Origin of the sequence: Christensenella massiliensis (assembly GCF_040409835.1) — a bacterium.
Taxonomy (GTDB): Bacteria; Bacillota; Clostridia; order Christensenellales; family Christensenellaceae; genus Christensenella; species Christensenella massiliensis.
On sequence record NZ_CP117826.1, the window covers coordinates 94,794 to 108,736 of the forward strand.

A 13,943-nucleotide genomic window follows, 5' to 3' on the forward strand; every position below is an offset into this window, starting at 1 on the left:
CATGATTGGAGAAGCTATTGTAAAGCTTGTAAACAAAAAAGACCTCACCTATGACGAGGCGTATGGTGTTATGAATGAAATCATGAGCGGTCAGACATCGCCTACACAGAATGCCGCTTTTCTTGCCGCTCTTTCTACTAAGAGCGCCCGGGCCGAGACTACGGACGAGATCGCTGGATGCGCAGCCGCTATGAGAGCACATGCAACCAAAGTAGAGACCGGAATGGAGCTTTTTGAAATTGTGGGAACAGGCGGAGATAATGCGCATAGCTTCAATATTTCCACGATATCGGCCCTTGTAGCGGCAGCCGGTGGTATGAAAGTGGCGAAACACGGCAACCGTGCCGCTTCCTCCCGGTGTGGAACAGCAGATTGTCTCGAAGCTCTCGGCGTAAATATTCAACAAAGCCCCGCAAGATGCGTTGAACTTCTGGACGAGGTCGGCATATGCTTCTTTTTTGCACAAAAATATCACGCTTCTATGAAATATGTGGGAGCTATCCGTAAGGAACTTGGATTTCGCACTGTATTTAATATTCTCGGACCTCTTACGAATCCCGGAATGCCATCGATGCAGCTTCTCGGCGTATATGACGATTATCTGGTTGAACCATTGGCTCAGGTGCTTATCGATCTCGGGATCAAACGCGGCATGGTGGTCTACGGACAGGATAAACTGGACGAGCTCTCTCTGAGCGCGCCGACTACGGTCTGCGAACTCCGCGACGGTTGGATGAGATCCTATGTTATTACACCGGAGGCTCTCGGATTTGAACGCTGCGCGAAGGAGGATTTAAGAGGAGGGAGTCCTGAAGAAAATGCGAAGATCGCTCTTGCGGTTTTAAACGGGGAAAAGGGCCATAAGAGAAATGCCGTATTGATGAATGCCGGAGCGGCGCTTTATATTGGAGGGAAAGCCGGCGGAATGAAGGACGGTATTGCTCTTGCTGCTGAAATGATAGATTCCGGTAAAGCCATGGAAACTCTGAATCAATTTATTGAAGTCAGCAACCGTCCGGAGGTGAGGGCATGACGATTCTTGAACAGCTTGCAGATCATGCGCGTGAACGCGTTGCACAAGCAAAAAGAAACGTATCGCTGGAGGCGATCAGACGACAGGCCTTATCTCTTCCGAAAGGAAATTTTAGCTTTGAAAATACGCTGAGAAGGCCGGGCCTCTCATTCATTTGCGAGTGCAAGAAAGCTTCCCCCTCCAAAGGGTTGATTGCTCCCGATTTTCCATATCTGCAGATCGCAAGGGATTATGAGGAAGCAGGAGCAGATTGTATTTCCGTGCTGACCGAACCAAAATGGTTTTTGGGAAGCGGCGAATATCTGAGGGAGATCGCCAACAGCGTTTCCATCCCCTGCCTGCGCAAAGATTTTACGGTTGACGAATATATGATCTACAGGGCAAAAGTGCTTGGCGCATCAGCGGTACTGCTTATTTGTTCTATTCTGAGGGGAGGACAGATCAAAGAATATATCAGCATTTGCGATGAACTTGGGCTTTCCGCCTTAGTGGAGGTACACAGTGAAGATGAAGTGCAGGCTGCGCTGAGCGCGGGAGCACGCATCATCGGCGTCAATAATCGTGATCTGAAAGATTTTTCCATGGATACTGACAATAGCCGCAGACTGCGGAAGCTGATACGGCACGATGCGTTGTTTGTTTCTGAAAGCGGGATCGGCAGCGCCGGAGACATAGGGAAGCTCCGTAAGATCGATGCCGATGCGGTATTGATCGGCGAGGCTCTGATGAGAGCTGCAGACAAAAAAAACATGCTGAACGAGCTGAGGGGCATATCATGACAAAAATCAAGCTTTGCGGCCTTTCCCGCCCCTGCGATATAGAAACCGCAAACGAACTTAAGCCTGAATATATCGGCTTTGTGTTTGCGCAAAAAAGTAAGCGACATCTGACGTCTGAAAAAGCGGAAGAACTAAAAAAAATGCTTGCGCCCGGTATTCAGGCGGCAGGCGTATTCGTAGATGAGAAGCCGCAGACCGTCGCGCGGTTGTTGAACGGTAATATTATCGACATTGCCCAGCTCCACGGCAATGAAGACGAAGTATATATCAAGCATCTGCGCAGGCTTACTCATAAGCCGATCATCCAAGCTTTTCGTATAGGAAACGCAAGCGATGTCATAAACGCTGAACGCAGCATTGCCGACCATATTCTTTTGGATTCCGGCGCTGGAACGGGAACGGCATTTGACTGGAATCTGATACAGAGCATCAAACGGCCGTATTTTCTTGCAGGGGGGCTTGAGCCCTGTAATGTGGAAAAGGCTGTTCGGATATTGAAGCCATTTGCGGTCGACGTCAGCTCCGGTATCGAAACGAACGGCCGAAAAGACAAAACAAAAATGGCGGCATTCGTTGCCGCCGCAAGGAAAGGAAGATAGATCATGACAAATCCAAACGGACGCTTTGGCATTCACGGCGGGCAATATATTCCGGAAACGCTGATGAATGCCGTCATTGAACTGGAGGAAGCGTATCGTCATTATAAAAACGATCCGGAATTCAACAGGGAACTCACAGCGCTCTTTCACGAATATGTAGGCAGGCCGTCAAGACTGTATTTTGCCGGAAAAATGACAAACGACCTCGGCGGTGCGAAAATTTATCTCAAGCGTGAAGATCTGAACCATACCGGTGCCCATAAGATCAATAATGTTCTCGGACAAGCACTTCTTGCAAAAAAGATGGGAAAAACAAGATTGATTGCCGAAACCGGAGCCGGTCAGCACGGCGTTGCCACAGCGACCGCTGCTGCTCTTATGGATATGGAATGCGTCGTCTTTATGGGAGAGGAAGATACCGTTCGTCAGGCTCTTAATGTGTACCGTATGCGTCTGCTGGGGGCAGAAGTGATTCCTGTAAAAACAGGAACAGCCACATTGAAAGATGCTGTATCTGAGGCGATGCGGGAGTGGACCTCCCGCATTTCTGATACCCATTATTGCCTCGGATCGGTGATGGGGCCTCATCCGTTCCCGGTCATTGTCCGTGATTTTCAGGCGGTCATCTCCAAGGAGATCAAGCAACAGATCGTTCAGAAAGAGGGCAGACTTCCCGATGCGGTGATCGCCTGCGTAGGCGGCGGCTCCAATGCCATCGGCAGCTTTTATCATTTTATCGAAGAGAAAAACGTAAAGCTGATTGGATGCGAGGCGGCGGGAAGGGGGCTTGACACCTTCGAGACCGCCGCGACTATCAATACCGGTAGAGTAGGTATCTTTCACGGAATGAAGTCATATTTCTGTCAGGATAAATATGGCCAGATCGCTCCCGTTTATTCTATCTCAGCAGGTCTTGATTATCCGGGGATCGGGCCCGAACACGCTCATTTACACGATATCGGCCGAGCGGAATATGTTCCTATAACCGATGAGGAGGCGGTATGCGCTTTTGAATATCTCGCAAAGACAGAAGGGATCGTATCTGCCATCGAATCGGCTCATGCTGTTGCACATGCTTTAAAGATCGCACCAAAGATGGGGAAAGACCAAATTATTGTGATCACTCTATCCGGCAGGGGCGAAAAGGATTGTGCTGCCATTGCACGCTACAGAGGAGAGGATATCTATGAGTAATATTAAAAAAGCTTTTGAAAACGGAAAGGCATTCATTTCCTTTATCACCTGCGGCGACCCCGATTGGGAAACGACTGCCGCCGCCGTCCGTGCCGCTGTGGAAAATGGGGCCGACCTGATCGAGCTTGGCATTCCGTTTTCCGATCCGACGGCAGAGGGCCCTGTTATTCAAGGGGCGAACCTGAGAGCACTGAACGGCGGCATCACGACAGATAAAATTTTTTCTGCGGTCAAGGAATTTCGCCGCGGGCTAAAAGTGCCGATGGTATTCATGACCTACGCCAATGTGGTATTCTCTTACGGTTCGGCAAAGTTTATTTCCACTTGCCGGGATATCGGGATCGACGGGCTTATTTTGCCCGATCTTCCCTTTGAAGAGAAGGAGGAATTTCAGTCTTTGTGCAGGCGGTACGGCGTTGACCTGATCTCGCTTATAGCGCCGACGTCTGAAAACCGCATTGCTATGATCGCAAAAGAAGCGGAGGGGTTTCTCTATATCGTTTCCAGTCTTGGCGTAACGGGAACAAGAAGTGAAATCAAAACGGATCTTGCCTCTATTATAAAAGTAGTAAGGGAAAATACCGGGGTGCCTTGCGCGATCGGATTTGGCATCTCCACGCCCGAGCAAGCAAAAAGACTGGCAGATATCTCCGATGGAGTCATCGTCGGCTCGGCTATCATAAAACTGCTCGAAAAGTACGGCAAAAAAGCGCCTGAGTATGTAGAGGAGTACGTAAAAGCTATGAAAGATGCTATAAGGTAACATTGCACTCTATCTTACTGGTGATACAAAACGCTGCAATGCTTATCTTTGTACAGGATGGCGGTGCAGCGTTTTATATTTGGGAACCGTTCGGGCCCTTGCAGCAAGGCGCTTATATCGGCGGAGCATGTCCTGAAAGGGGCGGCATTTGGTTCCGGCTATCAGCTGCTTGGACAAAATGAAAGCGAAATAGCAACGTGTACTTAACAACATATGGGCCTTAGCCTGAAAAATATAAATATAATCTAATCTGCAGCCATGAAAGAATGCTACATTACCGGATGATCAAATAAAACGGCGATACATGCTTGCTGATGAATGAACAAAGGTATATATTTAATTATGTATTAGATTAGAAAAGCGAACGACGATCATTGCAGACTGGAAAGGGATGCTGCTGCTCAAAACCAGTTAACTTGCAGCGGGAAATAGGGTATAATGTAAAAAAGGACCTATACTATAGGCTGAACAGCGGCGAAGATATTGTTTTTGTTCGCCTGTCTATATTATATATAGAAGGTTTGCGAACGGGAGTGTTATTTTTGCCGATTTTTCCGTTAAAGCATCGGCGTTTTAGGAGAAAACAAAATAATGGAAGCTTCGGAACAGGAGAAAACGACAAACAGGCACACGGGGCAGATCGATATGCTGCACGGCCCCTTATTTAAAAAGATATTGATTTTTGCCCTGCCGCTGGCGGCAAGCAGTATCCTTCAGCAATTATTTAATTCGGTAGACGTAGCGGTCGTAGGGCGGTTTGCAAGCAGTCAGGCGCTTGCAGCCGTGGGCAGCAACAGTTCCGTGATCAGCCTGATGATCAATCTTTTTGTTGGGATATCTGTGGGGGCCAATGCCGTCATTGCCAACTACATCGGGCAGCAGGAGAAAGACAAAATCAAAAACGCAGTACATACTGTGCTTGTTGTGGCGCTTATCAGCGGAATTTTTTTGCTTTTTTTAGGCCTTATGATAGCACGGCCTATATTAGAGGCGATGAGTACGCCGGAGGATATCATAGATCTTGCCGTGCTCTATTTGAGGATCTATTTTTTGGGCATGCCATTTTTTATGGTCTATAATTTCGGCTCGGCTATTCTAAGAAGTATCGGAGATACGAAAAGGCCGTTATATTGCCTGATCATTGCGGGCGTCGTCAACGCCGGCTTGAATCTGCTGTTGGTCATTGTGTTCCACATGAGCGTTGCGGGGGTGGCGATTGCCACCGTTATTTCCAATGTAGTAAGCGCGGGTATCATCCTTCGCATATTGACGCATGAAAAAGAGCCGATACGGATTTATTTCCGCAAGCTCTCGATCAAAAAGGAAATTTTGAAGCGCGTTTTGAAGATAGGAGTTCCGGCAGGGGTCCAAAGTATGGTTTTTTCGTTGGCGAATGTCTTTATTCAGGCGGAAGTCAACAGCTTCGGCTCCGATGCAGTGGCCGGCTCTGCGGCCGCGCTGAATTTTGAGTATTTCACCTATTTTCTTATTAGCGCATTTAGTCAGGCTACGGTCACCTTCACCAGTCAGAACTATGGGGCAATGCGGCTTGACCGGTGCAAAAAAATCTTTCAGATCAACCTGTTTACAGGGATGCTCTTTTGTGGCCTGCTGAGCTTGACCTTTGTTTTGGGAAAAGACCTTTTTATCCGTTTTTATACGGCAGATGAGGCGGTCGTCCAATACGCAGCTTTTCGTATGATGCATGTTTTGCTTTTTGAGTTTTTGACGGGAACCTATGAGATCAGCGGCGCGGCAATGAGAGGGCTTGGATATTCCATGACGCCCGCAGTTATCACGATTCTTGGCTCTTGCGTATTCCGGCTCGTTTGGGTATACACAGTATGTCAGTATTACACCAGCTTTGAAGCGCTGATGAACGTATATCCGGTCTCGTGGATCATTACCGGTACAGCTGCGCTCATTGCCTATTTTACGATACGAAAAAAAGTATATCGGGCCACAATGGCAGCGGCATACAACAAAACCTGAACCGAGCTGCGGTTGGGGCGGGTCATTGAGCTATGGCGGAAGAGCCATAAGGCGGGAGATGCAAAAGGATATCCGAAGAAAGGAAAGAGTTCATGGCGGGCAGAGGATATTGGAAGGGCTTTGTGAGCGGCGTTATATTTCTTGCTGCAGTTTTTATTGTGACGACAATATCCGGCAGTGCGGCACAAAATACAGGAAAGACAATAGATCTGTATCCGGTCTTTGACAAGATGGAAAGGATACAAGCCCTGATAGACGAGCATTTTTATTTCGGTGAAGATGCAGAACGGGAAGAATATTATATTTATCAGGGAATGCTGGCCGGCTTGGGAGATCAATATTCCTATTATATGGATACGGATGAATATGCGGCGTATAAACGCAAGATGGAGGGAAATTACTGCGGGATCGGAGCCACGGTCGCACAGGACCCTGCTACGCTTGCAACATCGGTCGTAACGGTAGAAACAGGGGGACCTGCTGAAAAAGCAGGCGTACAAGCAGGCGATATATTTTTGGAAATGGATGGCAGCGATGTTACACAGATGGAGCTGAATGAATTGATCGAAACCTATGGGATAGGGCCGGAGGGGAGTGAGCTTTCTCTGAAGGTGCTGCGGCCGTCGGATGGCAAAGAATATACGTTTACGGTCATACGGGAGCCGATCGTATCGCAGACTGTATTCTATCAGATGCTGGACGATGAAACGGGATATATCCAAATCACAGCGTTCGAGGCAGAAACAGTCAAGCAATTTAAAGAAGCTGCAGACAGTCTGCTTGCGGATGGAGCCCGGCAGCTTATATATGACGTGCGCGGCAATATGGGCGGGAGCCTCAACAGTGCAGTCGATATATTGGATTATATTCTGCCGGACGGGCTGATCGTCTATACGGCGGATAAACAAGGCGCGACGCGCAGCACTTATATGGGAGAAGACGGTCATGAAATAGAAGTTCCCTCGGCCGTGCTGGTGAATGAGAATTCTGCAAGCGCAGCGGAGGTGTTCGCAAGCGCTATGCGGGATTATGACTGGGCAGAGTTGGTTGGAACGGCTACCTTTGGAAAAGGGATCGTACAGGAGACCTTTCAGCTTGGAGACGGAAGCGTCATAAAGCTTACGACAACGGCTTATTTCACGAAGGCTGGTTATCCGATCCAAGGAAACGGACTGATACCGGACATTACCGTAGAAATGGACCCTCCGCGGGAGCGGGATGCTCCGCTTGTGCCGGCGGAGGACGTTCAGCTTCAGGCGGCATTAGCTGCGCTTCAGAAAAAATAAGCGAGTAAAGATCAGATTTTACTGTCTATTGGAATAAACGAGACAAAAAAAACTTTTCGTAAAAACAGAGAGATGGTATCATAGAAGAGGATATTTTTGTAGAAAAAGAAAGGATTGGCTGAGATAAAATGGAGCACTATTATCAACCGGAGATCGAATGCGCCTCGCGGGAGCAAATACGCAAGTGGCAGGACGAGCGTTTGGTGCATACGGTGAAGCATGTTTATGAGCATGTACCTTATTACAGAAATATGATGGAAGAAAAAGGCGTTACGCCTGCGGATATCAAATCAATAGACGATCTGCACAAGCTTCCGTTTCTGACGAAAGACGACCTGAGAGATGCATATCCTTATGGTCTGCTTGCCGTACCGCTGTCCGATGCGGTCCGTATACAGTCTACGAGCGGAACGACCGGACGGCGCGTCGTAGCGTTTTATACGCAGCATGACCTTGATTTGTGGGACGATTGCTGTGCACGCGCCATTATGGCGGCAGGGGGAACAAAGGACGATGTGGTGCATGTCAGCTATGGATATGGCCTGTTTACCGGAGGTCCCGGGCTGAACGGCGGCTCGCACAAGGTAGGCTCGCTTACGCTTCCTATGTCTTCGGGAAATACGGACCGGCAAATACAGTTTATGGTGGATTTAGGCTCTACCATCTTATGCTGTACGCCTTCCTATGCCGCTTATCTTGCGGAAACGGTCTGTGAACGCGGGCTGCAGGATCAGATCAAGCTGAAAGCAGGTATCTTTGGCGCGGAGGCTTGGAGCGAGGAAATGCGGCAGGATATTCAGAATAAGCTTGGAATAAAGGCCTATGATATTTACGGGCTGACGGAAATATCGGGTCCCGGCGTATCCTTTGAATGCAGCGCGCAGACCGGAATGCACATCAACGAGGACCACTTTATTGCGGAGATCATCGATCCTGCAACGGGAGAGGTGCTGCCGGACGGAGAGAAAGGAGAGCTCGTATTTACGAGCATTACAAAAGAGGCGTTCCCGCTGATTCGTTACCGTACGCGGGATATCTGCGTGTTGAGTCATGAAAAATGCCCGTGCGGGAGAACGCATGTAAAAATGACAAAGCCGATGGGACGCAGCGACGATATGCTGATTGTTAAGGGCGTGAACGTGTTCCCGTCGCAGATCGAAACGGTACTTCTCAACAAAGGATATCCGGCCAACTATCAAATTACGGTCAGACGTGAGCATAACAGCGATAAGCTGGAGGTGCAGGTCGAGATGACGCCGGAGATGTTCTCGGATTCGCTCGCACAGACTGCAAAGCGTGAGGAAGAGCTGGTAGCGGCGCTCAAGGCGATGCTTGGTATTTATGCGCAGGTACAGCTTGTCGCGCCGAAGTCGATCGCACGCAGCGAGGGAAAAGCGGTACGCGTGATCGATAAACGTAATCTCTATTGAAAAGAGGAGGGAATTGGCATGACGGTAAAACAGATTTCCGTTTTTTTGGAGAATAAACCGAATCAGCTTGCGGAATTCGTAAAAGTGCTGAATGAAAACAGGATCGATATGCGGGCAATGTCCGTTGCCGACACCAAGGATTTCGGGATCCTGCGCGTTATTGTGGATGATACGTATAAAACGGCCTGTGTTCTGAAAGACGCAGGGTATATCTGCTCGATCACTCCGGTCCTCGCAGTGGAAATACCGGACGAGCCGGGCGGGCTCACGAGGCTCCTTACGCTTCTTGGAGACAACGGAGTGAACCTTGAATATACTTATGCGTTTATCACACGCAGAAGAGACACGGCATGTATGATATTCCGCGTAGAGGACAACGAAAAAGCCATAGAGGTCCTGACCAAGAACGGCATACGGCCGATTTGTCAGGATGCCCTCACCGAGCTGTAAAACAAAAAAGATACACGCAGCAGAAGCATAAAAAGCGGCATGGATAAAGAATCGCCATGCCGCTTTTGTAATACAAAAAAATACAAGCTCCGGCGATGATTGGATTTCTGCATAGAGAAGATGTGGTCATGAAAGGAGCGGACCGGTTTTTATGTGAGCCCGCTCAGGTACGGCTTTTACTGTTTTTCTGACTTGTTTAGTTTGGACAGGTGATCGCCATGACCAGCTCGATCATTTGGTGGAGCAGCCGGCTCTGCTCTGTATCAGACGCACGGTAATAGACTTCCTTTCCCGAGCGCCGGCTGACAACAAGACCGCTGTTGCGAAGGGGCCGGAGATGATGGGAAACAGCAGGGCTGGACATTTCCAGCATCGCGGAAATGTTAATGACGCATTCCTCACAGTGGCACAGCAGCCAAAAAATACGGACACGGGTCGGATCGCCGAGCTGCTTGAAAATTTCGGCGACCGCCTGAAAATTGTCGACCTTATTCAATTCAGTACGCATACGGTTCATCATTTTTTCTTCGTTGTGATGATGGGGCAGTGTTCTATCCGGCATAACCGATTCCTCCTTTTTAGCCCGGGCGGCAATGCTTTTCTTTCTTTTGGAAAGGTATGGAAGAAAAGCGTTGACTTTTTCGTTTGATTGTATTATATTACAGTTAGAATAATTAAACAAGTGCTTAATTGTAAAATTCAAAGCGCGAATATCGAAAGGAGCATTCTTATGAAAAAGACTTATGCTATTGAAGTAGATTGTGCCAACTGCGCTAATTTGATGGAAACAGCTGCAGGGAAAGTAGATGGAGTGAAAAATGCGACAGTCAATTTTATGACGCAGAAAATGATTGTAGAATTTGAAGAGGGGGAAGAGCCCGGCGTAGTAATGAAGGCAGTCTTGAAAGCCTGCAAAAAGGTGGAGCCGGATTGTGAGATAGCCCTTTCATAGAAACGTATCAAGCGCCCCGGACGACAGAACGAAAAGGGGCGCATATTTAGAACAAACAATTAAACAAATGTTTAATTGTAAAGGAGCCATGGAATGAATAGGAAACAGAAAAAAATGCTAACGCGCATTCTTATCACAGCTGCGATGCTGCTTGCGCTGCATTTTATCCCGGTGACAGGACTCCCGCAGCTCGCCTTATATCTGGCGGCTTATTTGGTCATCGGCTATGATATTTTAAGAAAGGCGGGCAAGGGGATCCTGAACCATCAGGTGTTTGACGAAAATTTTTTGATGACTGTCGCCACGATCGGCGCTTTCGCACTGGCTATCTATGAACGGAACGGAGACTATAATGAAGCGATCGCAGTCATGCTTTTTTATCAGGTAGGAGAACTGTTTCAGAGCTATGCTGTGGGAAAGAGCCGCCGGAATATCAGTGCTCTTATGGATATACGTCCTGATTATGCCAATATGGAACGGAATGGAAAATTAGAGCGGGTCGACCCGGATGAAGTAAAGATCGGCAGTATCATTGTGGTACAGCCCGGAGAGAAGGTTCCGTTGGATGGCATCGTGGTGGACGGCCACTCAAGCCTTAATACCAGTGCGCTGACGGGGGAAAGCGTGCCGCGCGACGTGCGGGAGGGCGGCGAGATCATCAGCGGCTGTGTGAATCTGTCGGGCGTTCTGAAAATACGGACGACCAAGGAATTTGGGGAATCGACAGTTTCCAAAATTCTGGATCTGGTAGAAAATGCCAGTTCGCGGAAATCGCGGTCGGAAAACTTTATCTCCAAATTTGCAAGAGTCTATACTCCGGCGGTCTGCTTTGCAGCCTTAGCTGTTGCGATCTTCCCGCCTTTGGTCCGTATGTTGTTTATGGATACAGGCGCAGAATGGGACGTATGGATCTATCGGGCGCTTACGTTTCTCGTAATAAGCTGCCCGTGTGCGCTCGTCATCAGTATCCCGCTCAGCTTTTTTGCAGGGATCGGCGGTGCGAGCAAAGAGGGTATTTTGATCAAAGGCTCCAACTATCTGGAAACGCTGTCGCAGACAAAATATGTCGTATTTGACAAGACAGGAACGCTGACACAGGGAGTATTCGAAGTCAATGCCGTGCATCACAACAGCTTGGATGAAGCGAAAATTCTGGAATATGCGGCTCTCGCTGAAAGCGCATCCTCCCACCCGATCAGTAAAAGCCTGCAAAAAGCTTATGGAAAACCAATAGACCGGAGCCGCGTATCAGATATTCAGGAGATCAGCGGGCACGGCGTTATGGCAAAGGTGGATGGCGTTCCTATCGCTGCAGGGAACCACAAGCTGATGGAAAAGCTGGGCATCTCCTATCACAGCTGCCATAGCGTCGGAACGATCGTTCATATAGCGATCGATGGGCAATATGCGGGGCACATCGTGATATCCGACGTCATCAAGCCTCATTCCAAAGAAGCGGTCGCTGCCCTGAAACATGCGGGAGTGGAAAAAACGGTCATGCTGACCGGCGACGTCAAAAAAGTGGCCGACCGGGTGGCATCTGAATTGGGGATAGACGAGGTATACAGTGAGCTCCTTCCTGCCGGCAAAGTGGAAAAGGTGGAAGCGCTTTTGTCCGGAAAGCAAAAAAATGCGAAGCTGGCGTTCGTTGGGGACGGCATCAACGATGCTCCTGTATTATCGCGGGCAGATATCGGGATCGCCATGGGCGCGATGGGCTCCGACGCTGCCATTGAAGCTGCAGACGTAGTGCTGATGGACGACGACCCGGTGCAGATCGCGAAATCTATTAAAATTTCACGGAAATGCATTCGGATCGTGTATCAGAATATCATATTTGCATTGATTATCAAATTTGCCTGTCTTGGGCTTGGCGTAGTAGGCATCGCAAATATGTGGTTTGCAATTTTCGCGGATGTAGGGGTCATGATCATTGCGATCTTAAATGCGATCCGCGCGCTGCGGGTGCATGACCTGTGATAGAAAAACAGAAAGCCTCCCCAGCCGGAAAAATCCTTTTTTGGCGGCGGGAGGCTTTTTGTGTCAACAGGCAGGGAAATCTTGTTATAAAATGAAGGCTATTCCTTTGTGGGCCAATCGGGCTTACTCTCAGAAAGCAGAGGGATATCGGCTTTCTTTTCGGAAACGATATCCGTTTTGAGGATCGAGGCATAGGAAACGGCATCCTTTCCGAATTTTCCGCGAATACGGTCGATCGTATCTTCCAGTTTTTCCTGTTTTTCCGAACGCTCCCGCGGCGCGTCGAAGAATGTTATCTGTCCTCCTGTACAAGACGGGGTAAGGCCGGTTGCGGTAAGTGAGATAAGACGAATCGGATTTGCCATATCCCATGCCCGCAGAATAATTTCCATACCTGCGTCGGCAAGGTCTTTTGTCAGATGAAGCGGGTGTGCAAGTGTTTGCTGGCGGGAGATCACCCTGAAGCCGGGATCTTTGATCTGCACCTGAACAGTTTGGCAGTAAAGCCCGGCCTTGCGGAGGCGTGCGCCTACACTGTCTGCGAGCATCAATACGCCGGAGCGGATATCCCGCTCACCGACGAGATTGCGCCGAAAGGTGATGCTGTTCCCGATACTTTTGACAGGATCGGCCTGACCGATCTCGCGGACCGGACTTTCGTCCAGACCGTTTGCATATTCCCAGATGAGTTCGCCGGATTTCCCCAATAGCTTTGCGATTTCTGTACGTTTCAGCGCGGCAAGCGCGCCAATGGTCGTGACGCCTATTTTTTGCAGGGCAGAAGCCGTTTTCCGACCAACGAACAGCATATCGGTCACGGGGAGGGGGTAGAGGATGTCTTTAAAATTTTCCCGCGTGATCACGGTTGTGGCATCCGGCTTTTTATAATCGCTGCCCAATTTAGCGAAAACCTTGTTGAAAGATACGCCGACCGAAACGGTAAGATTCAGTTCTCTGCGTATGCGGGCGCGCAGCGCGTCTGCGATCTCTTTTCCGGATCCGAACAGATGCAGGCTCCCCGTTACGTCGAGCCACGACTCGTCAATGCTGAATGCTTCGACTTTGCTGGTATATTCGGCATATATTTTGTTAATTTTTTGACAATATTCTTTATATGCTTCCCGGTGGGGAGCGACTAAAACAAGTTCGGGACACTTGCGCTTTGCCTGCCAAACGGTTTCGGCCGTCACGATGCCGTAACCTTTAGCAAGCTCATTTTTTGCTAAGATGATACCGCGCCGGCTTTCAGGATCGCCGCATACGGCCATTGGAACGCTGCGTAGTTCGGGACGCGCAATACACTCGACTGAAGCATAATATGCATTACAGTCACAATGCAGAATAGTCCTATCCATAACGTTCCTCCTTTCCGACGATTTTGGCATAGTTATATTCTATTATAGAAAGACGGCAGACAAGTGTCAAAACGATGCGAATTAAAATATTTATTCCAAAAGCCGTTCATACGGTATATAATATATAGGC

At 48.9% G+C, this 13,943-nt stretch carries 13 protein-coding genes; 11 read left to right on the plus strand and 2 right to left on the minus strand.

The genetic code is table 11. The features are described from left to right. The first annotated feature begins 1 nt into the window (after nucleotide 1). The 9 genes from trpD (at nucleotide 2) to PUP29_RS00525 (ending at nucleotide 9,526) form a co-directional block, all read left to right on the plus strand. On the plus strand, nucleotides 2-1,033 hold the full coding sequence (trpD, locus tag PUP29_RS00485; protein WP_079547750.1) for an anthranilate phosphoribosyltransferase: 1,032 nt from the start codon (nucleotides 2-4) through the stop codon (nucleotides 1,031-1,033). Beyond that, nucleotides 1,030-1,812 carry an indole-3-glycerol phosphate synthase TrpC gene (trpC, locus tag PUP29_RS00490; protein ID WP_353423550.1) on the plus strand — a complete coding sequence of 261 codons (783 nt, stop codon included), beginning with the start codon at nucleotides 1,030-1,032 and terminating at the stop codon, nucleotides 1,810-1,812. The genes trpD and trpC overlap by 4 nt, the downstream gene beginning before the upstream one ends. Then, nucleotides 1,809-2,411, plus strand: coding sequence for a phosphoribosylanthranilate isomerase (locus PUP29_RS00495; RefSeq protein WP_079547748.1), 603 nt, complete (start codon nucleotides 1,809-1,811; stop codon nucleotides 2,409-2,411). Before trpC ends, PUP29_RS00495 begins: the two co-directional genes overlap by 4 nt. Before the next feature lie 3 nt (nucleotides 2,412-2,414). Further along, on the plus strand, nucleotides 2,415-3,605 hold the full coding sequence (gene trpB / locus PUP29_RS00500) for a tryptophan synthase subunit beta (protein ID WP_079547747.1): 1,191 nt from the start codon (nucleotides 2,415-2,417) through the stop codon (nucleotides 3,603-3,605). Next, nucleotides 3,598-4,368: a tryptophan synthase subunit alpha gene (trpA, locus tag PUP29_RS00505; RefSeq protein ID WP_353423552.1), complete on the plus strand. Its 771-nt coding sequence runs from the start codon at nucleotides 3,598-3,600 to the stop codon at nucleotides 4,366-4,368. Before trpB ends, trpA begins: the two co-directional genes overlap by 8 nt. 591 nt (nucleotides 4,369-4,959) lie before the next feature. After that, nucleotides 4,960-6,360 (plus strand): MATE family efflux transporter, encoded by a 1,401-nt coding sequence (locus tag PUP29_RS00510; protein WP_353423554.1) that lies wholly within the window; start codon nucleotides 4,960-4,962, stop codon nucleotides 6,358-6,360. Nucleotides 6,361-6,452: 92 nt separating this feature from the next. Then, nucleotides 6,453-7,646 (plus strand): S41 family peptidase, encoded by a 1,194-nt coding sequence (locus PUP29_RS00515; protein WP_079547745.1) that lies wholly within the window; start codon nucleotides 6,453-6,455, stop codon nucleotides 7,644-7,646. A gap of 128 nt (nucleotides 7,647-7,774) precedes the next feature. After that, nucleotides 7,775-9,076 carry a phenylacetate--CoA ligase family protein gene (locus PUP29_RS00520; protein ID WP_353423556.1) on the plus strand — a complete coding sequence of 434 codons (1,302 nt, stop codon included), beginning with the start codon at nucleotides 7,775-7,777 and terminating at the stop codon, nucleotides 9,074-9,076. Nucleotides 9,077-9,094: 18 nt separating this feature from the next. Beyond that, nucleotides 9,095-9,526 carry an ACT domain-containing protein gene (locus tag PUP29_RS00525; protein WP_079547743.1) on the plus strand — a complete coding sequence of 144 codons (432 nt, stop codon included), beginning with the start codon at nucleotides 9,095-9,097 and terminating at the stop codon, nucleotides 9,524-9,526. Nucleotides 9,527-9,722: 196 nt separating this feature from the next. Here PUP29_RS00525 and PUP29_RS00530 read toward each other — a convergent pair whose 3' ends face one another. Beyond that, the gene (locus PUP29_RS00530; RefSeq protein WP_353423557.1) at nucleotides 9,723-10,088 is read right to left on the minus strand and encodes an ArsR/SmtB family transcription factor; all 366 of its coding nucleotides are present in this window, start codon (nucleotides 10,086-10,088) and stop codon (nucleotides 9,723-9,725) included. Nucleotides 10,089-10,256: 168 nt separating this feature from the next. On the opposite strand from PUP29_RS00530, the gene PUP29_RS00535 reads away from it, so the two are divergent. Together PUP29_RS00535 and PUP29_RS00540 are read left to right on the plus strand one after the other, a co-directional pair. After that, a complete protein-coding gene (locus PUP29_RS00535) occupies nucleotides 10,257-10,478 on the plus strand; it encodes a cation transporter (protein ID WP_079547741.1) in 222 nt (73 codons plus the stop codon). A 93-nt stretch (nucleotides 10,479-10,571) separates the two neighbouring features. Continuing rightward, nucleotides 10,572-12,458, plus strand: a complete 1,887-nt coding sequence (locus tag PUP29_RS00540; protein WP_079547740.1) for a heavy metal translocating P-type ATPase — start codon at nucleotides 10,572-10,574, stop codon at nucleotides 12,456-12,458. 98 nt (nucleotides 12,459-12,556) lie between these two features. Here PUP29_RS00540 and dinB read toward each other — a convergent pair whose 3' ends face one another. Further along, complete coding sequence (gene dinB, locus PUP29_RS00545; protein WP_079547739.1) at nucleotides 12,557-13,813, minus strand: DNA polymerase IV; 1,257 nt, start codon at nucleotides 13,811-13,813, stop codon at nucleotides 12,557-12,559. Nucleotides 13,814-13,943: the final 130 nt, after the last annotated feature.

Bases quoted from the DNA above. Each gene is read 5' to 3' on its own strand.
- trpD (WP_079547750.1), top strand. From the start codon at position 2: ATGATTGGAGAAGCTATTGTAAAGCTTGTAAACAAAAAAGACCTCACC.
- trpC (WP_353423550.1), top strand. From the start codon at position 1,030: ATGACGATTCTTGAACAGCTTGCAGATCATGCGCGTGAACGCGTTGCA.
- PUP29_RS00495 (WP_079547748.1), top strand. From the start codon at position 1,809: ATGACAAAAATCAAGCTTTGCGGCCTTTCCCGCCCCTGCGATATAGAA.
- trpB (WP_079547747.1), top strand. From the start codon at position 2,415: ATGACAAATCCAAACGGACGCTTTGGCATTCACGGCGGGCAATATATT.
- trpA (WP_353423552.1), top strand. From the start codon at position 3,598: ATGAGTAATATTAAAAAAGCTTTTGAAAACGGAAAGGCATTCATTTCC.
- PUP29_RS00510 (WP_353423554.1), top strand. From the start codon at position 4,960: ATGGAAGCTTCGGAACAGGAGAAAACGACAAACAGGCACACGGGGCAG.
- PUP29_RS00515 (WP_079547745.1), top strand. From the start codon at position 6,453: ATGGCGGGCAGAGGATATTGGAAGGGCTTTGTGAGCGGCGTTATATTT.
- PUP29_RS00520 (WP_353423556.1), top strand. From the start codon at position 7,775: ATGGAGCACTATTATCAACCGGAGATCGAATGCGCCTCGCGGGAGCAA.
- PUP29_RS00525 (WP_079547743.1), top strand. From the start codon at position 9,095: ATGACGGTAAAACAGATTTCCGTTTTTTTGGAGAATAAACCGAATCAG.
- PUP29_RS00530 (WP_353423557.1), bottom strand. From the start codon at position 10,088: ATGCCGGATAGAACACTGCCCCATCATCACAACGAAGAAAAAATGATG.
- PUP29_RS00535 (WP_079547741.1), top strand. From the start codon at position 10,257: ATGAAAAAGACTTATGCTATTGAAGTAGATTGTGCCAACTGCGCTAAT.
- PUP29_RS00540 (WP_079547740.1), top strand. From the start codon at position 10,572: ATGAATAGGAAACAGAAAAAAATGCTAACGCGCATTCTTATCACAGCT.
- dinB (WP_079547739.1), bottom strand. From the start codon at position 13,813: ATGGATAGGACTATTCTGCATTGTGACTGTAATGCATATTATGCTTCA.